This is a genomic window from Nonomuraea turcica (genome assembly GCF_030718205.1).
Lineage (GTDB): Bacteria > Actinomycetota > Actinomycetes > Streptosporangiales > Streptosporangiaceae > Nonomuraea.
Window position 1 is genome coordinate 90,226 of sequence record NZ_JAUZQF010000004.1, and the last position, 23,485, is coordinate 113,710.

Below are 23,485 nucleotides of genomic sequence, written 5' to 3' on the forward strand. Positions count from 1 at the left end.
TTGTAGGCGGGGCCCGGAACAATAAGCCACCATGCGCCACTGGCCTCTCTTCAACCTGCGCCTCACCACGCCCCGGCTCGAACTGCGGTTCCCCTCCCTGGACGACCTCGACGAGCTCGCCGACCGGGCGCTGGAGGGCGTGCACGATCCCGGCCGCATGCCGTTCGGGGTGCCGTGGACCGACGCCCCCGCCGCCGAGCTCCCGGGCAACGTCATCCGCTTCCACCTCGGAGTCATGGCGCGCTGGCAGCCCGAGAGCTGGCACTGCAACTTCGTCGTCGTCCACGAGGGCCGCGTGATCGGCGCCCAGGACCTGACCGCCACCGACTTCTCCGTCACGCGGGAGGCGCACACGGGCTCGTGGCTGGGCCGCGCCCACCAGGGTCACGGGCTCGGCACCGAGATGCGCGCCGCCGTACTCCACCTGGCCTTCGCCGGCCTCGGCGCCCAGACCGCAGTCTCCGGCGCCTTCCTGGACAATCCGGCGTCACTCGCCGTCTCCCGCAAGCTCGGCTACCGGCCGGACGGGGTGTCTGTGCATCAGATCCAGGGGCGGCGCGCGATTCAGCAACGCCTGCGCCTGGACCGGGACGACTTCACCAGCCCGGTGCCGGTGAAGATCCACGGCCTGGAGGGCTGCCTCCCCCATTTCGGCCTGCCTGCGACACAGCCACAGCCGTCATGAGCACATGACCCCCTAGGGGTCGGGGGCTATGCGCCGCCCCTGCCCGTCCACCTGATCTCGTACGGCGCCAGGGTGACCTGTTTGCCGTCCACCGTCGCCGTCACTTCCTCATCCGCGGTGTTCACCATCACGATCTGGCGTTCCTGACCCAGGACCTTGACGCGCTCGTCCGAGGACCGCACGTCGGCCACTTGCACACCCGTCGGGAACCATTTCGTGAAGCCGCTCAGCAGGCCGGCCATGGGCATTTCGTCGCCGACCTTCGGGGCCCATAGGCAGCCGCCGCAGTCGCCCTGGTCCTTCTGCTGCGGATTCCAATACAGGGCCGTGGTCACGCCGCTCTTGGCGAATTCCATCAGCGCCGTCGCCTGGACCGCCGTACGCTTTTCCTCCGACCAGTTCGCGTTTTCCGGCTCCACGTACCACTCGGCCCACCACACCGGCAGGTCGTCGCTCTTCTCGCGCAGCCACGTCGTGATAGCGCTGAATTTGGCCTGGGCGGCGAAGTCGTTGGGGACGTTCCCCTTGTCGTTCGTCATGGAGGCGCCGTCGACCACGATGAAGTCGGCGCCCTTCTTGCGGTCGATCCAGTATTCGATCGCGTCCAGGGCCCGCTGGTCGATCGTCCCCCACGCGCCGCTCAGCTCCGAGGGGCGAGGCGAGCGGGCGTTGCTCTCGATCGGGATGTACGGGCCCCCGACCTGGATGTCCTTGTTGACCTTCTTCAGTGCCGTATAGACCTTGTTGTACAGCTCGGTGTAGCCCTTGGCGTCCCAGCGGTTGGTGGCCGGGTCCCAGAAACCCTTGAACTCGTTCCACACCATGTAGTGCTTGACCGTCGGGTACTGCTTGGCCACCCGCGCGGCCAGCTTGGCGAAGTCGTCGAAGTGCTCGGGCTCGGGCGCGACCGTATGGTTCTTGTTCCAGTCCGTACGCCCGGCCTGCCCGCCCTTCATCCAGTCGGGCGCGCAGCACAGCGTGATCACCGGCACCGCCCGCGACGACGCCATGAACTTCAGCCGCCGGTCGAGGTCGCGGAAGTTGAACTGCCCGGGGCTCGGCTCCGGGTTGCCGACGCCCCAGCCCATGATGTGCTGGTTCTGCAGCATCGGGACCCGGCCGAGCACGCCCCTGGCCTGCTCGACGACGTCCTGCGGCTCGTTGTCCGCGCTGTACTGGGTGTGCGTGATGCCCCAGCGCGGCCAGGTTTCCAGCGCCGGCGGCTGGTCGAGCTGGGGCGCGGGCTCGGTGGGCACCTTCGTGGCCACCTCGGCGCCGGTGAACCCGGTGCGGGACTTGGTCCGCATCGAGGCATAGACCATGATGCCTGCCACTAGCACGACCGCGAGGATCCCTGCTCCCAATGCGATGGGCCAGGGCGATCGTCGGCGCGCGTGTCGGCCGTCGGTCGGAATCACTGAAACGCTCCTCACGGGTCGCGGACGTCATCAGGGCTGGGCGCCTAGCATGGCCCAGCCCTGATTACGGTAATCGCCCTACTTGCAAGAGACTTACGGTTGGTCTACGTCCGGCTGACGCTCAGCTATCGCCGTCCCCCAGCGGCGGCCGCTGCCCTCCTGCCGGTCCGGGGACGCCGGCATAGCGGTATGGGACCGGCTGCCTGCCGGGCTGGACGATCAGGAGCGTGCCTGGAACGTCAGTGTAGAAGGCGGACTCCACGGCGGCCGCCACGTCCTCGGCGGTGAGCAGCGGGAACCCGGCGTTGACGAACATCTCCCGCGACTCGGCCACCAGCGGCGTGTCCGTGAAGCCCGGGCAGACGGCGCTGATGCGGATCTTCTGCGCCGCCAGCGGCTCGGCCAGCGCCCTGACCAGGCCGACCACGGCATGCTTGGTCATCGTGTAGATCGGGTCGCCGGAGTAGCCCACGAGCCCGGCCAGCGACGAGCTGACCACGATGGCGCCGCCGCCGGAGCGCAGCAGGAGCGGCACGGCGGCGCGTACGCCGAAGACCACGCCGTCCACATTCACGCCCATCACCTGGCGGTAGCGCTCGGCGTCGAACGCCGCCAGGTCCACCTTGCCGGAGATCCCGGCGTTGAGGTGCACGAGGTCCAGCCGCCCGTATCGCTGCCCGGCCAGCGCCACGGCCTCGAGCGAGGCCTCCTCGCGGCTGACATCGGCGGCCAGCCACGCTCCGTCCACTTCCTTGGCCAGCCGCTCGACGCCCTCGCCGTCGAGGTCGACGAGGACGCATTTGACGCCACCCGCCGACAGTCGCCGCGCCGTGGCGGCGCCGATGCCGCTCGCCGCTCCGGTGATCAGTGCAACTGTGCTCATGGCGCTCGCTCCTCGTGGGGTCCGGTCAGGTGCGGTCAGGCCTGGTCGAGCATGCGGTGTGCGCGGGAGATCAGCGTCGGCACGGCGGAGCCGATCCCGTCGAATCCCTCCCCCACGGTCTTACCTTGCCGGAACCGCGCGTGGATACCCTCCACGATGACCGCCAGCTTGAAGTTACCGAAGGCCACATAAAACCCGAGATCCGAAATATCCCGCCCGGACGCCTTCGCGTAATGGCCGGCGAACTCGGCGCCGTTCATGAACCCGGGCGCGACCGTCACGTCCCCCGCCACAGGGATCCTGGCCCGCTCCTCGTCCCCGCGATCATGCCAGTACGTCAGCGTCAGCCCCAGATCGGCCAGCGGATCCCCGAGCGTGGACATCTCCCAGTCGACCACGGCCATGATCTCCAGATCGCCGAGCCGGATCAGCGTGTTGTCCAGCCGGTAGTCGCCGTGCACCAGCGTGCCGGAGCCCGCGGCACCCGCGGCCGGCTCGGCGGGCAGGCGCTTGCGCAGCCGGTCCACGAGCCTGTCGTACTCCGGCAGGTCGGCCGTCTTCGACCGCTCCCACTGCTGGCACCACCGGTCGAGCTGCCTGGCCAGGTAGCCGTCGGGCCGCCCGAAGTCACCCAGCCCGACCTCGCGGTAGTCCACGGCGTGAATGGCGGCCAGCACCTCGGCCAGCCGCTCCGACAGCCGCCGCGTCCGCTCGGGCGACGGCTCCGGGTCGCCGAGTTCCTCCCTGGTCCGTACGGCGGTGCCGTCCACGTGCCCCATGAGATAGAACGGCGCCCCGATCACGTCCTCGTCGGCGCAGAACGCGACCGGCTCCGGCACCGGCACCGGCGTCGGTGCGAGCGCGGAGATGACGCGCCACTCGCGCCGCATGTCATGGGCGGTGGGCAACACGTGACCGAGCGGCGGGCGACGCAGCACCACCAGCCGCTCGCGGGCCTCGATCAGATAGGTCAGGTTCGACCTGCCGCCGGATATGAGAGAGACGGACAGGAGCTCGCCCGCGTCGGGCACGTTCCGGCCCATCCACTGGACCAGGCGGGGCCGGTCGATGCCAGGTACGGTCATGGACACCACATTAGAACGTCACTCTGTTCGCAACGCCAGCTGAGAATTCTGTAAGAATCCACGGCCACGTCGCTGAGCAGTGAAGACAACCCTTAGGCTGGGCGTACTTGTCTGCCCGCATGCCGGAGCAGGAAGCATGCCGTCAGTAGGAGCCCATGCGCGTCACCCTTGCCCTCCCCCGTGAGCTGGGACCGACCGAAGTGAGTCGATGGCGGGCTCTGCAGGAGTCCAACCCCGCCTTCGACAATCCGTTCCTGTCCCCCGAGTTCACGATCACGGTGGGTGAGCTGCGAGATCTCGTCCAGGTCGCCATCCTGTACGACGGTTCCGAAATCATGGGATTCTTCCCCTTCGAACGGCATCCGCTGGGCATCGGCAAACCGGTCGCCGCGGGGCTGACCGACGCCCAGGGCCTGATCCACGCCAAGGACTTCGAGATTGACGCGCGCCGGCTGATCAAGGAGTGCGGGCTCGCGGTTTACGAGTTCGACCACCTGGTGTCCGGGCAGCCGCTGCTGGGCGCCCGGCACGAGCGCCACCCGTCACCGATCATCGACCTGCGCGACGGGTACGAGCGTTACACCATGGCGCTGAGGGAGCATTCCGGCAAGACGTACAAGACCACCCTGGCCAAGTCGCGCAAACTCCAGCGCGACGTCGGCACGTTGCGCCACGACTTCGCGACCACCGACCTTGCGCCGCTGCGCACACTGCTCGGCTGGAAGACCGACCAATACCGGCGCACCGGACGCACCGACAGGTTCGCGCACCGGTGGATCGTCGAGCTGGTCGAGCGGCTGCTGGCGACCCGGTCGGACAGCTTCGCCGGGGTGCTCGACATGGTCTACGTGGACGACCAGCCGGTGGCCGGGCATTTCGGGGTGCGCACGCGGACGACGCTCGCCGGCTGGTTCCCCGCCTACGACACCCGCTTCGCCAAATACTCCCCCGGCCTCATCCACCACCTCGCGATGGCCGAGCAGGCTGCCGCGGCCGGGATCGAAGTGATCGACATGGGCCGTGGCCAGAAGGAATACAAGGACAAGCTCAAGACCGGCGAGCTGGAGGTGGCCGAGGGCCGGGTGGCCAGGGCCAGCGCGGCGGCGGGCGTCCACTGGATGATGCGGGTGCCGGCGCGCAAGACTCGGGCCACCGTGATGGCCAGCCCACTGCTGCTCAAGACCGCGGACAAGGCGTTGAAAACCTACGGGCGTTTCCGTACCGTCATACATCGGTGAAACACATCGCAGAGCGCACGGGCCGTCACTGCCTGCCGCTGCCGTCCAACCGTCTCGGCCTCTACCTGGCACTACGCCACTGGTGCACGCCCGGCCAGCGGCTGCTCATGTCACCCATCTCCGCCGACGAGATCCTCTTCCTGGTGCTCGCGGCCGGCCTGCGCCCGGTGATCGCGCCGCTGTCGCCACGTGACGGCAACATCGACGCCGACCGGGTCGATCTCGCCGCGGTGGACGCGGTGCTGACGACCAATCTGTACGGACTGCCCGACCGCGCCGAGGCCTTCGCCGGGAAGATCCTGATCGAGGACGTGGCGCACGCCATGGAGACGAGCGTCGGCGGGCGGCCGCTGGGGACGCTCGGCGAGGCGGGCGTCTTCAGCCTTTCCAAGCATCCGGGAGCGGGCTCGGGCGGCGTGCTGGCGGTGGCGCGGGAGCCGGACCTGCGGGCCCTCGAACGCGCCCGCGACCAGCTGCTCGTCACGGGCTCGTGGAAAGCGGACCTGATCGGCGTGGCCACCTCGATGGCCCGCCAGGCGGCGCTCAAGCTCGACCTCGTACGCCCCGCGCTCGCGCTGATGCGCGCGCTCGGCATGCAGGAGGAACGCGAGGGCTACCGTATCCCGCTCGACCCCGACAGGCTCGATGCGGCGCTCAAGGAGACCCCTTCGCTGCCGCCCTTCGACCCCTGGGTACGCGCCGACCTGCACGACTACCGAGCCCGCCGGGGCGCGCCGGCCCGCTGGTACCAGTCCCGGCGCCTGGCCAAGGTCCCCGCCGACCGCGGGCGGCGGCTGGCGGGCGTCGCCCGGCTGGCCGAGCTGCCCACCGTGGCGCCGGCCGTGCGGGACAACCTGGACCAGCCCCTGTTCCGGGTCCCGCTGCTGGTGCGCGACAGGGACGCGGCCATCGCGGAGCTGGAGCGGCACGGGGTCGCCACGGGCTACCTGTACGACCCCCCGTACGACGACTACGCCCCGGCCTTCACCGAACCGTCGCCGGACCCGCTCCCGGCCCGCTGGTGGGCACGGCATGTGCTCCCCGTCGACCCGGTCTACGCCGGCCGCGCCCTGCCCGTCCTGCGCCGCCTGGAGCCCGCGCCACCGCTTCCTGCCGGCGGGGTCAGCGGGGGGCGTTCTTGATCAGGTCGGCCAGGATGCGGCAACCGCGGCGGACGTCGGCCAGCGACGCGGAGCCGTAGCCGATCACCAGGCCGTGCAGCCGCTCCCGCCCGTGGTGGTGCCGGCCGGTCGAGTCGAGCAGGACGCCGCGTTCCCTGGCCCGCTCGACCAGGGCGGGAACCACGGCCGCGGGCAGCTCCGCCAGCACGTGCAGCCCGGCGGTGTCGCCGCGCAGCCGGCAGACGGGTCCGAGGAGCTCGACGACCGCGGCGCGGCGGCGGGCGTATTCCAGCCGCATGCGCCGCAGGTGCCGGTCCAGGTCGCCGCGCTCCAGCAGGGTCGACACCGCCTGCTGGACGGGCCCGCTGGTGCGGTCGGCCACGGCGCGGCGCAGGCGGGCGATCCTGGCGACGAGCTCGGGGTCGCCGACCAGCCAGCCGACGCCGACGTCGGGCGTCAGGGTCTTGGAGAGCGTGCCGAGGAGCACCACCCGGGACGGGTCGAGGCCGTAGAGCGCGGGCAGCGGGGCGACGTCGTAGCGGAACTCGGCGTCGTAGTCGTCCTCGATGATCGTCGCGCCCGTGCTCCTGGCCCAGGCCAGCAGCCGTTCCCTGCGCGGGATCGGCAGCCGCCCGCCCAGGGGGTATTGGTGGGCCGGCGTCGTGTAGAGCACGCGCAGATCGGCGGGCAGCCCGTCCACGATCACGCCGTCCTCGTCCACCGGGCACGGCACGATCTCGGCCCCCCGGGCCGCGAACACGGTCCGCGCCACGTGGTAGCCCGGATCCTCCACGCCGGCGCGGGCGCCCCCGCCGAGCAGGGCGAGCGCGCACAGGTCGAGGCCGTTGCCGGTGCCCCTGGTGACCAGGATGTTCTCCGGGCCGACGGCCATGCCTCTGGCCCGTCGGAGGTGGTCGGCGAGCAGCTCTCTGAGACGCGGCAGGCCGTGCGGGTCGGGCGCGGCGCGGGGCGGCAGGTCGGCGGCCTTGCGCCAGGCCCGCTTCCATGCCGCCCGGTCGTAGTCGCGCACCCAGGGCTCGCCGGCCGTGAGGTCGATCCAGGTGGCCGGGGGCGTGGGGGGCGCGGGCACGTACGTCGTCTCGTGAGGCGGCGTGGGCGCCTCCATGTCGGCCACGAACGTCCCCGAGCCGTGCCGCCCGTCCAGCCACCCCTCCGCGTACAGCTGCTGGTACGCCTCCGTGACCACGGTCCTGCTCACCTCCAGCTGGGCCGCGAGGGCCCGGGTGGACGGCAGCCGCTCGCCCGGCGCGAGCGCGCCGTCCAGCATGGCGCGGCGCAGCCAGTCGGCCAGCTGCGCGGTGAGCGGCTCGGCGCTGTCACGCGAGAGAGAAACGGGCAGGTCAACAGACGTACGCACGCAAGTGGTCCCTACGAAGGGGTCGATAGTGGCCCTACAGGATAGGTCCACTTCGCGACTACGGTCGAATCATGCTCTCCACCACTCCTCGCACCACGCTCGGCCGCTCGAAGGAACGCGGCAGCGCCGACAGGAACGATCTCTATGAGGTGCTCGACACCGGCCTGATCTGCCACCTGGGCGTCGTCGTCGACGGTCACCCGATGGTCGTGCCCACCGGCTACGGCCGGGTCGGCGAAACGCTCTATCTGCACGGCTCCACAGGCGCGAGGTCCCTGCGCGCGGCCGGCGACGGCGAGGTGTGCGTCACGGTCACGCATCTGGACGGCATCGTGCTGGCCCGCTCGATCTTCCACCACTCCGTCAACTACCGCTCGGCGGTCATCTACGGCCGGGCCAGGCTGGTGACCGACCCGGACGAGCGGCTGACGGGGCTGCGGGCGCTGACCGAGCAGCTCGCTCCCGGCCAGTGGGACTACGCCCGGCCGCCGTCGCGCAAGGAGCTGGCCGCCACGGCCGTGCTGGCGTTGTCCCTGGAGGAGGCCTCGGTCAAGATCCGGCGCGGCGCGCCGATCGACGAGGAGGAGGACTACACCCTTCCGGTATGGGCCGGTGTGCTGCCCCTGGTGACCGGGTGGGGCGCGCCTCAGCCAGATCCGCTGCTCCCAGAAGGTATCGATACTCCTGTTCACATCCTCCATCGGGAGTAGTTCCATAAATCAGGTACCACCTAGCAAACCCGACTCCTTGATCGCACGTCTCATCAGGTGGGCCGGCTCCTGATGGGAGAGGCATATGGAGTGGAGTGCTCCCGGGTACACGGAGATCAGACAATTAGGCGCGGGCGCCAGCGGGCGGGTCGTGCTGTCCGTACACGACGAGACCGGCGTCAAGGTCGCGATCAAGTACCTCTCAGCGAACCTGCTGCGTGATCCGGCCGCGCTGGCCAGGTTCCAGTCCGAGGCGCGGCTGCTGACCACGCTCAGGGACCCCAACATCGCCACGATGTGGGAGTACATCCAGGACGCCGGCGGCGCGGCCATCGTGATGGAGCTGGTCAACGGCGTCTCGCTGCGCGCGTTGTTGCGCGAGCACGGCGCGACCGAGCCGGAGGCGGCGCTGGTCGTGCTGAAGGGCTCGCTGCTGGGCCTGGCCAGGGCGCACACGCTCGGCCTCGTGCACCGGGACTACAAGCCCGAGAACGTGATCGTCAGGGACGACGGGATCAGCAAGCTCGTCGACTTCGGCATCGCCGTGCGGCAGGGCGCCATCGCGCATCCGGAGGGCACGCCGCCGTACATGGCGCCCGAGCTGTGGTCGGGCGCGCCCGCCGGGCCCGCGACGGATGTGTACGCGGCCACCGCGGTCTTCTTCGAGTGCCTGACCGGGCACCGGCCGTACCGCTCGACCGAGCCCAGCGTGCTCGGCTACCAGCACATCCATGCCCCTGTGCCGTTCCACGACGCGCCCGAGCCGGTACGCGGATTGATCAGGCGCGGCCTGGCCAAGGATCCGGGGCAGCGGCCGGAGAGCGCGCTGGCGTTCGTGGCCGAGCTGGAAGCAGCGGCCCTCGCGGCGTACGGCGAGGACTGGGAGGAGCGGGGCAAGCGGCGGCTGGCCGCGCTGGTGGCCCTGCTCGCCCTGCTGCTGCCGACACCGCCGCCGGCGGCCACGCCGGAGGTGTCCACGTCGCTGGCCAGGACGGTCTTCCGCGGGCTGCGCTCGAATGCGCGCTCCGTCGCGCGGGTGGCGATCGGCGGCGCGCTGGCGGCCGCCGTGGCGGTGGCGGTGGTGGTCGTGGTGGCCAACAGGGAGCGCCCGCCCGCGGGGCCGATCGGCGCGGCGGCGGCCGTACCGCCGACCGAGATCACCCCGGAGCCCGCTTCGGCCCCGCCGACGACACCTGAGGGGACGCCCGAGGAAACGCCGGAGAGCACGCCCGAGCCCGGCCCGGAGAACACGTCGGAGGCGGTCCTGCCCGAGGAGAGCCCCGCCACGTCCCCACCGGCGTCAACCAGACCCGCGACCACGCCCACGCGGACCCGGACACCCACCCCGACCCCGACCGCGACATCCACCTCGACCCCCACCGTGACGCCGACGGTAACGCCCACCGTGACGCCCACCGTCATCCCGACGCCTACGGTGATCACGCCGTCGCCGGTCACGTCGGTGCTCGCGATCGGCCTCGGGGACCTCACCGTCAACGACGACGGCGTCGCCACCACCACGGTCACGGTGCGCGCCAGCGGCACCGCCGCCGTCACCGCCACCGCGACCTGGGCGGCCTCCGGCACGGACGGCCGCACCGAGCGCGTGCGCCTGATCGGCTCCACCACCTACACCCGGACGCTCACCTGGTCCATGGGGGAACGCCCGTGCGGCAAGACGGTCACGCTGACCGTCTCCACCTCACCGGCGGCGCCCGGCGGCGAGAGGACCGCCTCGGTGTCCGTGCCGCCCTGCCCGACGCGGGTGACCGGGCTGCGGGTGAGCCTCGTGCTGCCTGCCGCGCCGGCCCGCGCCGCCCAGGCCAGGATCAGGGTGACGGCGAGCGGCACCGGCGAGATCCCGGTCCAGGCCGAGTTCGCGGTGAACGGCGACCCGGTCGGCACCCGCACGGCGAGCCTGTCCGGCCAGACCTCCTACACCCGGACCCTCACCCACACCTTCAGATCCCGCCCCTGCGGCGGGACGCTGTCGGTGAAGGTGACCGCGGGCGGCCGGACGGAAACCGCGCGGACCTCGGTCGCCTGCCCGCCGGAGGTGCGGCGGGTCTCGATCGTGCGGGCGGGCCCCGGCGACGGCCTCTCGGCGACCGTCCAGGTGCTCACGTCGAACACCCAGCCGGTACGGCTCACCGTGTCGTTCTCGGCTGGCGAGCTCGGCGACACGAAATCGGACACGCTGTCCGGCGAGACGTCCTACACCAGGACTTTCACCCTCCCGGTCAAACAGCTTCCGTGCGGTACGAAGTGGTCGGTGACCGCCTCCACGGACCCGGCCGCGGGCAACGGCAGCGACACGGCCGGCGGGGTCACGCCCGAGTGCCCGTCCGAGGAAGAGCCCACGAAGGAGCCGCGCCCCGAGACATCCGACACTCCCGGCAAGATCGACTAAAAGTCGTAATCCAGACTTATCAGGATGTTGGTAGCGAGAATGCGGTTCACTCTGGTTAAGCTACGCTCCGTTTGATGCGGGTGGGGGCCCAGACAAGTCCAGAGGAGGCCGTTATGTACGGCGAGGGCCAATGGGGGGTCCCCGGCTACACCGGGGTTCGCGAACTGGGCTCGGGTGCCGCCGGTCGTGTCGTGCTGGCCACACGCGACTACGACGGCGTGGAAGTGGCCATCAAATATCTCAGTGACGAGCTGAGATCCGACATGGGCTTCGTCGCCCGTTTTCGGCACGAGGCCAGGCTGCTGGCCACGCTGCAGAGCACGCACCACGCCCGCTTGATCGACTACGTCGAGTCCGGCCAGGGCGCGGCGATCATCATGGAGCTGATCAACGGCGTCTCGCTCCGCGAGCTCCTCAGGTCCGAGGGACCGACCGGGGCCGAGGCCGCGCTGACCGTGCTCAAGGGCTCGCTCCAGGGCCTGGCCTCCGCGCACGCCATCGGCGTCGTGCACCGCGACTTCAAGCCCGAGAACGTCATGGTGCAGGGCGACGGCACCAGCAAGCTCGTGGACTTCGGCATCGCCGTCAAGGCGGGCGAGGGGACGAGCGCGGCGGGCACGCCGCCGTACATGGCGCCCGAGCAGTGGTCGGGCGCGCCCGCCGGGCCCGCGACCGACGTGTACGCGGCCACCGTGGTGTTCTTCGAGTGCCTGACCGGCGGCCGTCCCTACCGGGCGACCAACATGGCCGCGCTGGCCCGCCAGCACCAGAGCGCGCCGGCCCCGGTCGAGGAGGTGCCCCCGGCGCTACGCGGCCTGATCGAGCGCGGCCTGGCCAAGGACCCCGCGGAGCGCCCGCCGTCGGCGGAGGCGTTCCTGACCGAGCTGGAGGCCGTGGCAGCCGAGGGGTACGGCCCCGACTGGGAGGAGCGCGGGCGTCGCCGCCTGGCGGCTCTCGCCGGTCTGCTGGTCCTGCTCTTCCCGAGCCCGCTCGCGGACCCTGCGGAGACGCAGACGTCGCTTGCCGAGACCCGGTTCCGCGACCCGACCCGTGTGCTGCGCAAGCTCCCCGCGAAACTCGCCATCGGCGCGCTCGCGGCCGGCGTGCTGATCGGTGCCGTCGTGATCATCGCGACGTCCTCCGCCGACGAGCCAGTGCTCCAGGCGCAGACCACCACGACGACGCCGAGCCCCGCGACGCCGTACACGGGCGAGCCGGCCGAGACGGACGAGGCGTCTCCCACGCCGGAGGAGACCACGCCAGAGGAGAGCACGCCGGAGCCGACGGCCACGACCAGCGACACCCCGCCGCCGGCGCCGACGACGAGCGCCGCCCCGACCACGACGGCCACTCCTACACCCACCAAGACCAAGAAGCCCGCCAAGACCAAGAAGCCGGCCTCCACCCCGAGCGAGAGCGCCGAGCCCGAGGCGAGCGGCACGATGAGCGTGCCGGACGACACCCGTCCGCCGGCCTCCCCGACGCCGACCCCGACGCCCACCCAGACCACCAGCCGTCCGACGACCCCGCCGACCCGGTCCACGCCGCCGCCGCCGTCGACCACACCGCCGACGAGTACAACGTCGGAGGATCCGGGAGACCAGGTGCCGACCGAGGAGCCCAGGATCGACGCTGTCGGCATGGCGCAGTCCGCGCTCGTCGCGTTCGGCCTGATGACGTCCGGCGCGGTTCCGGTCACACTTGCGGTGAGACGCCGTATGGCGGGCCGCCACAGAAGGAAGCGCTAGCAGAGTCGGGGGGCGACGGCGATGAACAACCCTACGACCGATATCGCCGGATTCCGGCTCACCGAACACACCTGGATGACCGAGCTGGGCAACTGGATCGACGCGATCTCGCCTGACGGCCGGCGCGCCGGCGCCCTGCTCTTCGATCCGAAGATCATCGGGCTGCCCGGCGTGCGCGACCGCGTCGTCCAGGCGGTCATGACCGACCAGCGGCTCGTGCTGGGCGGGATGACCGGCCTCATCCCGGTGGCCGACGTCGTGGCGGCGGGCGACCAGGTGTGGCTGCTCACGGGCCAGGCGGTCAGCCCGACGCTGGCCGACCTGCTCGCCAGTGGCCCTGTCGATCCGGCGGGCGCGGCGTCCGCCCTGGTGGAGACCGCCCAAACGCTGATCGCGCTGCATGCCGCCGGGATCACGCACGGCTCCGTGCACCCGGGCACCGTGGTGATCACCGCGGAGGGCGCCGCGTTGTTGTCCGAGCGCGGCCTGACCGACGCGATCCGCGGCCAGGTGTCCCGGCCCGAACGGGACGCGGCAGGCTGGGCGGTGCTCGCCCGCGGGCTGGCCGCCTCCTCCAGCTCCGTCGCGCCGGGTTCACCACAGGCCGGCTCCTCCGGGTCTGACGCGCGGCAAGCAGGCGCGTCGCAGGCCGCTCAGCTGTTCGAGCGGGTCGCGGCCATGGCGGGCACGCTCGGCCTGGCCGCCGCACGCAACGCGCTGCTCGGCGAGCAGGCGGCGCTGCCCGGCGGTGCGATCAGCCGGGAGGGGCTGGTGCGGGCGGCACGCGGCAGGTCGGCGTTCGCGCAGCCGCGGGCGTACGCGCAACCGCCTGCCCTGCCCCAAGACGAGGGCGACATCGTCACGCTGCTGCACGTGCCCGGCCGAGCGGCGCGGCCCCTGCAGTTCGGGCCGGGGGTCGGCACGCAGGAGCAGCGGCCGGAGACGACGGCGGAGCGGATCTGGCGAGCAGGACGGGGCGAGGCGTCCACGGTGCACCGCCCGGGTGGCAAGCGGCCCAGGGCCTCGCGGGCGCGGCGGTGGCGGACGATCTGGGCCACGGCCGTCTTCGCCGCGATCATGGCGGGGGCGATCCTGGCCTGGTTCAGGCTGGGCAGCACGCCCGAGCTGGTGGTCCAGTCGATCGACGTGGTGGCGCCGAAGAAGACGCAGGGGTGCGACAGCAAGGTCCTGATCACCGGAAAGGTCGTCACCAACGGGGCGCCCGGCGAGATCACCTTCGAATGGCGCAAGAACCTGGACAAGGAAGTCGTCAAGGGGTCGCTGCGCACGAACTCCGACCAGACGTCCTACACGCTGCCGCTGAGGTGGTCGCTGTCGGGCAAGAGCAACGTCAAGGCCACCGCCACGTTGCGGATCCTGACGCCGGGCCCGGTGCGTACGGACAAGGCCAGCTTCACGTACAAGTGTTGATGCCGTCTCAGCGATGCATATCAAAGCGGTTCTTACTAATCTGGCGAATATGACCTCGCAGACCCCCGCGGGCTGGTACCCGGACCCGTACGGCGAGCCCCAGCTCCGCTGGTGGGACGGCAACCAGTGGACCGACGCCACCCATGCGCAGGAGCCTGCCTCCGGGCCCCAGCAACCGCAGCCGCAGGCCGCCTCAGGGCCGCAGCAGCAGTCGCGGCCCGACTGGTCGGCGACGCCGGCGAACCCCACGCTCCAGTACGGGCAACCCACCTTCGGGCAGTCCGCCTACGGCCAGCCCACTCCGCCCACCCAGCAGTGGGGCGGCGCGCAGCTGCCCGGCCCCGGCTACGGCCCGCCGCCCAAGCAGGGCAATCCGCTGCCCTGGGTGTTCGGCGGACTGGCGGCGCTGGTGGTGCTCGCGCTGATCGTGGTGGGCGGGATCTTCCTCGTCAACAGGAGCAACGACATCCCGATGTCGGCGCCGACGGAGACGTCGGCGCCCCAGGAGCCGCCCACCAACGAACCGCCGTCCAACGAGCCGCCCAGCCAGGGCACCGGCCAGCCGCCTCCTCAGCCGGCCGATGGCCGGATCACCGACGCGCAGGCCGGCATCTCCTACCCGGTGCCCGAGGGCTGGACGGTGCCCGCGCAGCTCAACCCCGCGACCCCGAGCCCGACGCAGCAGCTGTGGTCGGCCGGGGTGCAGGCCACGTCACAGGAGAACTTCGTCGATGACGAGGATTGGGTCGGCAACGTCTACTCGGGGCTGCTCAACGAGCTCTACCCCTATAGCGGCGCAGCCGGCATGGGAGATACGGCGAAGGCCGTCTTCGTGGACTTCTCCAGGTTCTACGCGCCGCCGCACGAGACCAAGATCGTGGCGGACAAGGCCATGAAGATCGGCGATCGGGACGCGTGGGTGCTGCAGTTCGAGCTCGACTTCACCAAGGTGTCGGAGGAGAAGGGCTACAAGTGGAAGAAGGAGAGCGGTGCGCTCGTGCTCATGGATCGCGGCTCCGGTGAGCGCCCGGCCCTCCTTTACATCTCCGTACCGGACAATCTGGGCACGGACGTGGTGGGCAAGGTTTTGAGCTCGCTCAAGCCCGCGTGAGCAGTGGCACTAGGCTGGTGGGGTAACAAGCGGGCGGATTGCTCCGAGCCGCTGGGCGAGGAGATCTCATGAGTGACTTGCTGGTCTGGATCGACTGCGAGATGACCGGACTCGACCTCGGGCGGGACGCGCTGGTGGAGGTGGCGTGCGTCATCACCGACAGCGAGCTCAATCAGCTGGACGAGGGCGTGGACGTGGTCATCAAGCCGCCGCCCGAGTCGCTGGAGCAGATGTCGGAAGTGGTACGCGAGATGCACACCGCCTCCGGGCTGCTGCCCGAGCTCGGCAGCGGGGTGACGTTGTCGGAGGCGGAGTCGCTCGTGCTCGACTACATCCGCCGCCATGTGCCGGAGCCGAAGAAGGCGCCGCTGTGCGGCAACTCGATCGGCACCGACCGCACGTTCCTGGCCAGGGACATGCCGGCCGTGGATGCTTTTCTGCACTATCGGATGATCGACGTTTCGTCGATCAAGGAGCTGGTCCGCCGCTGGTATCCGCGGGTCTACTTCGCCGCGCCGGAGAAGCAGGGCGGACACCGGGCCCTGGCGGACATCACGGAGAGCATCCGGGAGCTGCGTTACTACCGTGCGGCGATCTTCGTGGAGCAGCCGGGACCCGACTCGGCGACCGCGAGATCGCTGGCAGAGCGTGTCAGCGGCTAAAGGAGTGGCGTAAAGACTCCCGAACCCCGCTACACTTTTCCTGTGCCGCCATGCATGGCGATCTCAGAAGTCGGCATGAGATTGCGATGACACCGCGATCTCAGAAGTCGGCATGAGATTGCGATGACACCGCGATCTCAGAAGTCGGCATGAGATTGCGATGACACCGGTGGCCGTGGTGGGTGTAGCTCAGTTGGCAGAGCGCCAGGTTGTGGTCCTGGATGTCGAGGGTTCAAGTCCCTTCACTCACCCCACTGCACGACGGCCGGTCCTAGATGGACCGGCCGTCGTCGTTTTCTCCCGACTACGCCCCCAAATCATGACAATGCGAGTTATGCTCGCTGTCTACCGCTAACGCCGGAAGCACGGGGGCCCTCGGCGATCTGACCGTCTTCGCGCCCCCGGAGGCCGGATGAGAGTCGACGACGCAGCGTTCGAGAGCGTGTTCATGTCCCTGAGCAAGCGCGAGGCCGAGGTCATGGACCTCATCGCCACGGGTCAGTCCAACGGACAGATCGCGCAACGGCTGTTTCTCAGCGAGAAGACCGTGAAGAATCACGTCAACCGCATCTACGCCAAGCTAGGCGTGGACTCCCGCGTCACCGCCATCGGCCTCTGGCTGTCCCGCCGTCAGTAGCCCTGCCCGGCGTCACTGACCTCCCTGTGGTTTAAAGGGCCACCGGCGGTGTCATAGGAGTCCCATGAGCATGACGCGCAGGGCGCGGGTCGTCGTCGTCGGGGCTGGGTTCGCGGGGCTGGAAGCGACGCGGGAGCTCGCCAAGGGCGGAGCGCTGGTGACGCTCGTCGACCGGAAGCCGTACTCGACGTTCCAGCCGCTGCTCTACCAGGTGGCCACGGCGAGCATGGGCACGTCCGACGTGTCCTACCCGATTCGCACGTTCGCCGCCCGATGGCCGAACGTGCGGGCGCGCCGGGCCGGGCTGAGCAAGGTGCTGGCCGAGGAGCGGCGGGTGGAGCTCGATGACGGCAGCTCGCTGGAGTACGACTACCTGGTGCTGGCGACGGGCGTCACGACCAACTGGCTCGGCGTGGCGGGCGCGCGGGAGAACGCGTTGCCGATCTACTCGCTCAACGACGCGGCCAACCTCCGGCGGCGGCTGCAGCAATGCCTGGAGGACACGGCCACGGGCCGGCGGGAGGGCACTCACGTCGTGGTGGTGGGCGCGGGTCCGACCGGCGTCGAGGTGGCGGGCACGCTGGCCGAGTTGCGGTGGCGCACGTTGCCGCTGACGCATCCGGAGATCAAGCCCTCCCAGACGAGCGTGAGCCTGGTCGAGCGGTTCGACTATGTGCTGGCGCCGTACAAGCCGCGGCTGCGGGACGCGGCGGCCGCCGCGCTGCGCAGACGAGGGACGCGGCTGCATCTGGGCTCCACGCTGGCGTCCGTGGAGCCGGACGCGGTGGTGTTGACCGACGGGACGCGGCTGCCGAGCGACCTGACGGTGTGGGCGCTCGGCGTGACCGCGCCCGATGACGTGGCCGACTGGGGGCTGCCGCAAGGCAAGGGCGGCAGGATCACGACCACGCAAGAGCTGCGTGTCCCCGGCCACCCCGAGATCTTCGTGGCCGGCGACCTCGCCGGGCCGCCCGAGCCGCTGCCCCAGCTCGCCCAGCCCGCGATCCAGATGGGCAAGCACGTGGGCAGGCAGATCCTCGCGGCGGCCCAGGGGCGGCCGACGCAGGCGTTCTCGTACGACGATCCCGGCATCATGGCGACTGTGGGCAAGTTGGAGGCCGTGCTCCAGTTCCGCAACGGAATGACCATGCGCGGGGTGCCGGCGTGGTTGGTCTGGATCTTCATTCACGTGGCGTACCTGCTGGGTGGGCGCAACCGCGTGAGCGTGCTGCTCAACTTCTTCTGGCGTTACTTCGGACCGCGCCGCAGCGCCACCAGCGTCACCCAGTGAGGGCGTCCGACAGGGCGCTCAGGCCGTGGTCGAGGTCGGGCTCCGGGATGTTGAGCGCCGGGCGCAGGCGTACCGAGCGGGGGCCGCAGGGCAGCACGAGCACGCCGTGGTCGTCCCTGAGCCGGGTCACCAGGGCGTCGCGGGCGGCCTGGTCGGGCAGGTCGAACGCGCACATCAGGCCACGGCCGCGCACGCCCGACACCCCCTCGGGGCGCTCGGCCTCCAGCTTGGTGAGGCGTTCGAGCAGCACGCTGCCCAGCGTGGCGGCACGCTGGATGAGGCCGTCGCGTTCGACGATCTCCAGGATGCCGCGGCTGCGGACCATGTCCACCAGGCCGCCGCCCCACGTCGAGTTGATCCGGCCGCTCAGCTGGAACACGTTATCGGGGACCTGGTCGACCCTGCGGCCCGCCATGATCCCGCCGACCTGGACCTTCTTGGCGAAGGCCACCACGTCGGGTGCCAGCCCCAGCTGCTGGTAGGCCCACGGCGTGCCGGTCGTCCCGCCGCCGGTCTGGACCTCGTCGAGGATGAACAGCGCGTCGTACTCGTGGCACATGTGCTGCATGGCCTGCAGGAACTCCGGCCGCATGTGGTTGTCGCCGCCCTCGCCCTGGATCGGCTCGGCGATGAAGCAGGCGATGTCGTGCGGATGGCGCTCGAAGGCCTCCCGTGCCTGCGCCAGCGCGCGTTCCTCGGCCGCCTCGACGTCGCCGAAGTGGATGGCGGGCACGTCGATGCGCGGCCAGTCGAATCTGGGGAACCGGTCGGTCTTGCCCGGCTCGGTGTTGGTCAGGCTCATGGTGTAGCCGCTGCGGCCGTGGAAGGCCCGCGTCAGGTGCAGGACCTTGGTGCCCAGCTCGCGCGGGCGGCCCGCGGCCTCGTTGCGGCGGCTCTTCCAGTCGAAGGCGGCCTTGAGCGCGTTCTCCACGGCCAGGGCGCCGCCCTCGACGAAGAACAGGTGGGGCAGCTCGGGGTCGCCGAGCACGCGGACGAAGGTGTCGACGAAGTCGGCCAGGTGCTCGGTGTACATGTCCGGGTTGGCCGGCTTGTTGCGCGCGACCTGGCCGAGCAGCTGGACGAAGTCGGGGTCGAACGGCGGGTTCACGCCGAGCGGGGCGGAGGCGAAGAAGGTGTAGAAGTCCAGGTAGCGGCGGCCGTTGCGGGCGTCGACGAGCCAGGAGCCGCGGCTCAGCTCCAGGTCGAGCACCAGACGGTAGCCGTCGATGAGCAGGTGGCGGGCAAGGCGGGTGTGTACGTCCATGTCCACTCCACTGTGGGCAGATGGGCCGTACGTTCCTCCGGCGGAACGCCGACACATGCGTAATATTTACGGTACATCTACCCACAAAGTGGAGTTCTTTATGCGTGGGAGTAGACCACGATCGACACCGCGATGTACTGGACCAGGTAGGCGGCGACGGTGAACGCGTGGAACACCTCGTGGAAGCCGAACCAGCGGGGCGACGGGTCGGGACGGCGCAGCCCGTACACGACGGCGCCGGCCGAGTAGAACAGACCGCCCACGGCCACCAGCACGACGGCGGCCACGCCCGCGCCCTCGAGCAGCTGCGGCATGACGAAGACCGCGGTCCAGCCCAGCGCCAGATAGAGCACGGTGTAGAGCCAGCGCGGCGCGCCCATCCAGAACACCCGGAACAACACGCCCGCCAGCGCGCCGCCCCAGATGACGCCCAACACGGCCACCCGGGCCACCCCGTCCAGGGCCAGCAAGGCGAAGGGCGTATAAGTTCCGGCAATGATCAAATAGATGTTGGCGTGATCGACCCTGCGCAGGAACTCGGCCAGCTTCGGGCCGAGCGTGCTGCGGTGATAGGTGGCCGAAATGCCGAACAACAACGCCGAGGTGAGTGCGTAGACGGCGGAGGCCACACGGGCCTGCAACGTCGGGCCGAGCGCCACGAGCACGAACCCGGCGATCAGCGTCACGGGCAGTGCTCCAGTGTGCAACCAGCCTCGCAGCCTGGGCTTAACGGTGATGGTCGTCATGAAACCTACGGTACCGTAGGTTACAGCCCATTGAGGAAGCGGGCGGCGATGGGAGCGGCGGTCGCGGCACCACTGCCGCCGTGCCGGACGAACACGCAGAAGGCCAGGTCGTCGCGGTATCCGACGAACCAGGCGTGATCCTCACCGTCGACCACCTCCGCCGTGCCGGTCTTGCCCGCCACGCCCTCCGGCAGCCCGGTGTCGGCCGCCGTGCCGTAGTCCACCACCGCGCGCATCATGTCCCTCAGCGCCGTCACGATCCCCTCGTCCATGGGCGCGGGCTCGGGTGGCGGCGTGCCGTCGATGCGACTCACTTGCTCCGTCGACAGCAGTCTGGGCGAGCGCCACACGCCGCTCTGCACGGCGGCGGCGAGCGCCGCCATGCACAGCGGGGTGGTGACGACCTCGCCCTGGCCGATCACGTCCTCGGCGAACGCATCCACGTCGCCGGTTTCCCGCACGGAGCCGCAGCTCCCGCCGATGCCCGTCATGATCGGCCGGCCGAACCCCCACTCGTTCGCCGTCTCCACCAGGTCCTTCGAGCTCAGCCTCGTGGTGGCCTGCTCGACGAACGTCGTGTTGCAGGAATGGGCGAACGCGTCGGTGAAGCTGATGAGGCCGCGATCCATCGCCCCGTCGTTGTCGACGGTCCGATGGCCGGGGATGGTGTAGCTGCCCGGGCACGAGACCTCCGAGAACGGCTCGAGGCCGTTCTTGAGCAGCGCCGCCGCCGTGATCGTCTTGAAGACGGAGCCCGGCGGGAAGACGTCCTGCACGGCGCTGAAGTTCTCCTCGAGGCGGTCGGCCAGCCCCACGATCTCGCCGGTGCCCGGCCGGATGGCGACGATCGCGGAGTCCTCCACGCCGTCCAGCGCCCGGGCGGCCGCCGCCTGGACGGGCCGTGACAACGTGGTCTGCTCGACGTTCGCCCCGGCCTGCTTGCTGAGCACCGGCCGGTCCGGCTGCCCCGGCACCTTCAGCACCAGCTCCCAGCCCTGGTTCGCCTCGGCGAACTCGGGTTTGAGCCGCTCGAGGTACGCCTCCGCGTAGCTGTCGTGGGGAATCCGGTCGCCCTCGCTCGTTACCAGCTCTGCCCCCACCATGTCGATCTCGCCCAGCTCCAGCCTCCCCCCGTCCTTGAGCAGCGGGTGGAGCGTCTCAGGGGCCCATAACACCTTCCACGCCCCGTCCCGCACGGCCAGCCGCAACGTGCTGTCGAACGGCCACGCCCCGAACTCGGTCAGCTCCCGCACGCCCGCGAACGGCACCTCGGCGGACCCGTTCCCCATGCTCTTCAACGGCCCCGGGGTCAGCTGGATGGACTCGACGTGCAGCTCGTCCGACAACGCCCGATGCCGGACGACGAAGTCGGCCGGCGGCTGGTACACCAGCCGCTCCATGCCCGTGATGTCCCCCTTGCGCCACGCCTCGAAGTACGCGGCCGCCGTTCTCGAGGGGCTCCCCTTGACCCGGCTGGACGCCAAGACCGCGAACGTGCTCGCCCCGACTATCGCGACAACCGCGATAACGAGCACAATCAGCCTTCGTCGTCGCATACGGTTTCTCCCAGGAGGGATCAGCGTGACACGTGGACAGCGGGAACCGATGCCCGGCCTTTATCCGGTGACGTTCGGCGAGGTCGAACTCCTCCGGGATCTGGACAGGCAGGACGGCTGGGTGCTGTCCAAGGATGGCGTACCTCAGTCGTATGTGGATCTCAAAGATCCCACATTCCTCGAATTCGAGTACGTCCGTCTCATGGCGGACGTTATTGACCTTCTCCAGGACGGACCGCTCAGCTGCGTCCATGTCGGCGGCGGAGCCTGCACGATCCCCCGCTACGTCGCCGCCACCCGCCCGGGCTCCCGGCACATCGTGCTCGAGCCCGACGGCCTGCTGGTCAATCTGATACGCGAGCAGCTGGAGCTGCGTTCCGTGCCCCGGCTGAAGGTCATCGTGGAGGGCGGCCGGGAGGGCACCGCGAAAGTGTGGGACGCCACGGCGGACCTGGTGGTGCTGGATGCGTTCACCGGGGCGACGATGCCGGTGGAGCTGGCCACGATCGAGTACATGGGCGACATCGCCCGGGTGCTGCGCCCGGATGGCACCCTGCTGATCAACCTGGCCGACGGCAAGGGCCTGGCCTTCGCCAGGCGCCTGCTGGCCACGGTGATCGCCACGTTCCGCCATGTGGCGTTGCTGGCGGAGCCGGGCGTCATGCGGGGGCGCCGCTTCGGGAATCTCATCGTGGCGGCCTCGCGTACGGATCTGCCGGTGGACCTGCTCACGCGGCGCGCGGCCGGCGGGCTGACGCAGGCCAGGTGCGTGCACGGGGAGGCGCTGACGAACTTCGTCGCCGGGGCCTATCCCATCAGGGACGGCGACCCCGTCCTGGCCCCGGTGCCCCCGCCCGCCGTGTTCGGGTAGGCCGCTTTCCTCGACCCCCAGGCCGTGTGGTGCAATCTCTCCATGCTTCCCCGCAGCAGCCTCTACGTCTTCCCCTCCGACCTGGTGGACGAGGGAGTGGAGAGGGTGCTGGCGCGGGTGCGCGAGCGGGGCGTCGCGGCGGTGACCGTCGCCGTCGCCTACCACCAGGCGCGCGACGTGGTGCCGCGGGGAAAGAGCGGGCGGGTGGTGCACCGGCGTGACGGCGTGTTCCTGTCGCTACCTCCGGAGATCTGGCAGGGGGTGCGGCTGCGCCCGCCCGGGCAGCCGCTCGCGGAGCAGGACGCCGTGACCAAGCTGCGCGACCGGGCGGGCGGCGACGTGCTCGCCTGGACGGTGTTCCTGCACAACACCACGCTGGGCAGCGCGTTTCCCGAGGTGTGCGCCGAGACGTGCTTCGGCGACCGGCTGCTCGCCGACCTGTGCCCGGCGAATCCGGACGTGGCCGATTACGCGGTGGCGCTGGCCCGCACGGCAGCGGCGGTGGGGCCGGTGGTGGCGGAGGCGCTCTCGTACGGGACCTTCGACCACGGGCACCACCACGAGCGCTCCTTCGTCCCGCTGGGCCCGGGCGAGCGGCTGCTGATGGGGTTGTGCTTCTGCGTGGATTGCCGGAAGGCGGCGCAGGCCGCCGGGGTGGACGCGGAGCGGCTGCGAGCGGCCGTGGCCGGCCATCTCGACCGGGCGCTGGAGGGCGACGGCCCCGCCACGCCAGCCGACCTGCCGGCGCTACGTGCGGCGGTGGGTGAAGAGCTCGACGGCTTTCTCGCCGTACGGCAGGGTGTGGTGACCGCGCTGACCCGGAAAGTGGCCGCCGCCGTGCACGAGGACGGCGGCGAGCTGGTGTATCTGGACCTGACCGGCGCGCTGCTCGGCTACGGCGACGGAGCCCCTGAGGGCCCCGCCGCGGCCGAGCAGGGCTGGCGGCTCGGGGTGGACGTGCCCGCGCTGTCGGCCGTGGCCGACGGCTATGCGTACCTGGGCTACGTGCGGGACGTGGCGCGGCTGCGTGCCGACGTGGCCTCCGTCGTGGCGGCCGCCGGAGGCAGGTGTCCGGTACGGATGGTGTTGCGGCCGGGTCACCCGGACACCCTCGATGCCGCGCATCTGGCCGCGAAAGTGGCCGCCTGCACCTCCGCCGGCGCGGCGGCCGTCGACTTCTACAACTACGGGATGTATCCGGCGCCGGTGCTGGACAGGATCGCCGCCTGCTGGTGAGCGC

20 protein-coding genes and 1 tRNA gene are annotated in these 23,485 nt (G+C 70.6%); 14 read left to right on the forward strand and 7 right to left on the reverse strand.

Features of this window, described 5'->3' with window-relative positions:
- Window positions 1–31: 31 nt before the first annotated feature.
- Complete coding sequence (locus Q9G87_RS12310) at window positions 32–685, forward strand: GNAT family N-acetyltransferase (RefSeq protein WP_305916430.1); 654 nt, start codon at window positions 32–34, stop codon at window positions 683–685.
- A gap of 26 nt (window positions 686–711) precedes the next feature.
- Here Q9G87_RS12310 and Q9G87_RS12315 read toward each other — a convergent pair whose 3' ends face one another.
- From Q9G87_RS12315 to Q9G87_RS12325, 3 genes are all read right to left on the reverse strand, one after another.
- The gene (locus Q9G87_RS12315) at window positions 712–2,025 is read right to left on the reverse strand and encodes a GH39 family glycosyl hydrolase (RefSeq protein WP_305916431.1); all 1,314 of its coding nucleotides are present in this window, start codon (window positions 2,023–2,025) and stop codon (window positions 712–714) included.
- A 199-nt stretch (window positions 2,026–2,224) separates the two neighbouring features.
- Window positions 2,225–2,986, reverse strand: a complete 762-nt coding sequence (locus Q9G87_RS12320; RefSeq protein ID WP_305916432.1) for an SDR family oxidoreductase — start codon at window positions 2,984–2,986, stop codon at window positions 2,225–2,227.
- Window positions 2,987–3,021: 35 nt separating this feature from the next.
- Window positions 3,022–4,071, reverse strand: coding sequence for a phosphotransferase family protein (locus Q9G87_RS12325; protein WP_305916433.1), 1,050 nt, complete (start codon window positions 4,069–4,071; stop codon window positions 3,022–3,024).
- Window positions 4,072–4,226: 155 nt separating this feature from the next.
- On the opposite strand from Q9G87_RS12325, the gene Q9G87_RS12330 reads away from it, so the two are divergent.
- Both Q9G87_RS12330 and Q9G87_RS12335 read left to right on the forward strand, forming a co-directional pair.
- Window positions 4,227–5,309 (forward strand): GNAT family N-acetyltransferase, encoded by a 1,083-nt coding sequence (locus Q9G87_RS12330; RefSeq protein WP_305916434.1) that lies wholly within the window; start codon window positions 4,227–4,229, stop codon window positions 5,307–5,309.
- Entirely contained in the window at window positions 5,306–6,451 is a 1,146-nt protein-coding gene (locus Q9G87_RS12335; protein ID WP_305916435.1) for a DegT/DnrJ/EryC1/StrS family aminotransferase, read from the forward strand. The genes Q9G87_RS12330 and Q9G87_RS12335 overlap by 4 nt, the downstream gene beginning before the upstream one ends.
- On the opposite strand, the gene pdxR is transcribed toward Q9G87_RS12335, so the two are convergent.
- On the reverse strand, window positions 6,432–7,808 hold the full coding sequence (gene pdxR / locus Q9G87_RS12340; protein ID WP_305916436.1) for a MocR-like pyridoxine biosynthesis transcription factor PdxR: 1,377 nt from the start codon (window positions 7,806–7,808) through the stop codon (window positions 6,432–6,434). The two genes, Q9G87_RS12335 and pdxR, sit on opposite strands and share 20 nt — an antisense overlap.
- A gap of 71 nt (window positions 7,809–7,879) precedes the next feature.
- Between pdxR and Q9G87_RS12345 the strand changes: the two genes are divergently transcribed.
- The 9 genes from Q9G87_RS12345 to Q9G87_RS12385 all read left to right on the forward strand — a co-directional run bounded on the left by Q9G87_RS12345 (window position 7,880) and on the right by Q9G87_RS12385 (window position 17,808).
- Window positions 7,880–8,518 carry a pyridoxamine 5'-phosphate oxidase family protein gene (locus tag Q9G87_RS12345; protein WP_305916437.1) on the forward strand — a complete coding sequence of 213 codons (639 nt, stop codon included), beginning with the start codon at window positions 7,880–7,882 and terminating at the stop codon, window positions 8,516–8,518.
- Between the two features lie 85 nt (window positions 8,519–8,603).
- Window positions 8,604–10,928, forward strand: a complete 2,325-nt coding sequence (locus Q9G87_RS12350; protein WP_305916438.1) for a protein kinase domain-containing protein — start codon at window positions 8,604–8,606, stop codon at window positions 10,926–10,928.
- 113 nt (window positions 10,929–11,041) lie between these two features.
- A complete protein-coding gene (locus tag Q9G87_RS12355) occupies window positions 11,042–12,676 on the forward strand; it encodes a serine/threonine-protein kinase (protein WP_305916439.1) in 1,635 nt (544 codons plus the stop codon).
- A 21-nt stretch (window positions 12,677–12,697) separates the two neighbouring features.
- Window positions 12,698–14,107 carry a protein kinase family protein gene (locus Q9G87_RS12360; protein ID WP_305916440.1) on the forward strand — a complete coding sequence of 470 codons (1,410 nt, stop codon included), beginning with the start codon at window positions 12,698–12,700 and terminating at the stop codon, window positions 14,105–14,107.
- A gap of 49 nt (window positions 14,108–14,156) precedes the next feature.
- Window positions 14,157–15,218: a DUF2510 domain-containing protein gene (locus Q9G87_RS12365; RefSeq protein WP_305916441.1), complete on the forward strand. Its 1,062-nt coding sequence runs from the start codon at window positions 14,157–14,159 to the stop codon at window positions 15,216–15,218.
- 68 nt (window positions 15,219–15,286) lie between these two features.
- Entirely contained in the window at window positions 15,287–15,880 is a 594-nt protein-coding gene (gene orn, locus Q9G87_RS12370; RefSeq protein WP_305916442.1) for an oligoribonuclease, read from the forward strand.
- 178 nt (window positions 15,881–16,058) lie between these two features.
- Window positions 16,059–16,134: transfer RNA gene (locus Q9G87_RS12375), tRNA-His, on the forward strand.
- A 158-nt stretch (window positions 16,135–16,292) separates the two neighbouring features.
- On the forward strand, window positions 16,293–16,517 hold the full coding sequence (locus Q9G87_RS12380) for a helix-turn-helix domain-containing protein (protein ID WP_305916443.1): 225 nt from the start codon (window positions 16,293–16,295) through the stop codon (window positions 16,515–16,517).
- 64 nt (window positions 16,518–16,581) lie between these two features.
- Complete coding sequence (locus tag Q9G87_RS12385) at window positions 16,582–17,808, forward strand: NAD(P)/FAD-dependent oxidoreductase (protein WP_305916444.1); 1,227 nt, start codon at window positions 16,582–16,584, stop codon at window positions 17,806–17,808.
- Here Q9G87_RS12385 and lat read toward each other — a convergent pair.
- The 3 genes from lat to Q9G87_RS12400 form a co-directional block, all read right to left on the reverse strand.
- Complete coding sequence (gene lat / locus Q9G87_RS12390; protein ID WP_305916445.1) at window positions 17,798–19,072, reverse strand: L-lysine 6-transaminase; 1,275 nt, start codon at window positions 19,070–19,072, stop codon at window positions 17,798–17,800. The two genes, Q9G87_RS12385 and lat, sit on opposite strands and share 11 nt — an antisense overlap.
- A gap of 98 nt (window positions 19,073–19,170) precedes the next feature.
- Window positions 19,171–19,818: a PAQR family membrane homeostasis protein TrhA gene (trhA, locus tag Q9G87_RS12395; protein ID WP_305916446.1), complete on the reverse strand. Its 648-nt coding sequence runs from the start codon at window positions 19,816–19,818 to the stop codon at window positions 19,171–19,173.
- Window positions 19,819–19,838: 20 nt separating this feature from the next.
- Window positions 19,839–21,374, reverse strand: coding sequence for a penicillin-binding transpeptidase domain-containing protein (locus Q9G87_RS12400; RefSeq protein ID WP_305916447.1), 1,536 nt, complete (start codon window positions 21,372–21,374; stop codon window positions 19,839–19,841).
- A gap of 25 nt (window positions 21,375–21,399) precedes the next feature.
- Here Q9G87_RS12400 and Q9G87_RS12405 point away from each other — a divergent pair, with 25 nt between their 5' ends.
- Both Q9G87_RS12405 and Q9G87_RS12410 read left to right on the forward strand, forming a co-directional pair.
- Window positions 21,400–22,245 (forward strand): spermidine synthase, encoded by an 846-nt coding sequence (locus tag Q9G87_RS12405; RefSeq protein ID WP_305916448.1) that lies wholly within the window; start codon window positions 21,400–21,402, stop codon window positions 22,243–22,245.
- 42 nt (window positions 22,246–22,287) lie between these two features.
- Window positions 22,288–23,481: a hypothetical protein gene (locus tag Q9G87_RS12410; RefSeq protein WP_305916449.1), complete on the forward strand. Its 1,194-nt coding sequence runs from the start codon at window positions 22,288–22,290 to the stop codon at window positions 23,479–23,481.
- The last annotated feature ends 4 nt before the right edge of the window (window positions 23,482–23,485 follow it).

Bases quoted from the DNA above. Each gene is read 5' to 3' on its own strand.
- Q9G87_RS12310 (WP_305916430.1), top strand. From the start codon at position 32: ATGCGCCACTGGCCTCTCTTCAACCTGCGCCTCACCACGCCCCGGCTC.
- Q9G87_RS12320 (WP_305916432.1), bottom strand. From the start codon at position 2,986: ATGAGCACAGTTGCACTGATCACCGGAGCGGCGAGCGGCATCGGCGCC.
- Q9G87_RS12325 (WP_305916433.1), bottom strand. From the start codon at position 4,071: ATGACCGTACCTGGCATCGACCGGCCCCGCCTGGTCCAGTGGATGGGC.
- Q9G87_RS12330 (WP_305916434.1), top strand. From the start codon at position 4,227: ATGCGCGTCACCCTTGCCCTCCCCCGTGAGCTGGGACCGACCGAAGTG.
- Q9G87_RS12345 (WP_305916437.1), top strand. From the start codon at position 7,880: ATGCTCTCCACCACTCCTCGCACCACGCTCGGCCGCTCGAAGGAACGC.
- Q9G87_RS12350 (WP_305916438.1), top strand. From the start codon at position 8,604: ATGGAGTGGAGTGCTCCCGGGTACACGGAGATCAGACAATTAGGCGCG.
- Q9G87_RS12355 (WP_305916439.1), top strand. From the start codon at position 11,042: ATGTACGGCGAGGGCCAATGGGGGGTCCCCGGCTACACCGGGGTTCGC.
- Q9G87_RS12360 (WP_305916440.1), top strand. From the start codon at position 12,698: ATGAACAACCCTACGACCGATATCGCCGGATTCCGGCTCACCGAACAC.
- Q9G87_RS12365 (WP_305916441.1), top strand. From the start codon at position 14,157: ATGACCTCGCAGACCCCCGCGGGCTGGTACCCGGACCCGTACGGCGAG.
- orn (WP_305916442.1), top strand. From the start codon at position 15,287: ATGAGTGACTTGCTGGTCTGGATCGACTGCGAGATGACCGGACTCGAC.
- Q9G87_RS12380 (WP_305916443.1), top strand. From the start codon at position 16,293: ATGAGAGTCGACGACGCAGCGTTCGAGAGCGTGTTCATGTCCCTGAGC.
- Q9G87_RS12385 (WP_305916444.1), top strand. From the start codon at position 16,582: ATGAGCATGACGCGCAGGGCGCGGGTCGTCGTCGTCGGGGCTGGGTTC.
- lat (WP_305916445.1), bottom strand. From the start codon at position 19,072: ATGGACGTACACACCCGCCTTGCCCGCCACCTGCTCATCGACGGCTAC.
- trhA (WP_305916446.1), bottom strand. From the start codon at position 19,818: ATGACGACCATCACCGTTAAGCCCAGGCTGCGAGGCTGGTTGCACACT.
- Q9G87_RS12400 (WP_305916447.1), bottom strand. From the start codon at position 21,374: ATGCGACGACGAAGGCTGATTGTGCTCGTTATCGCGGTTGTCGCGATA.
- Q9G87_RS12410 (WP_305916449.1), top strand. From the start codon at position 22,288: ATGCTTCCCCGCAGCAGCCTCTACGTCTTCCCCTCCGACCTGGTGGAC.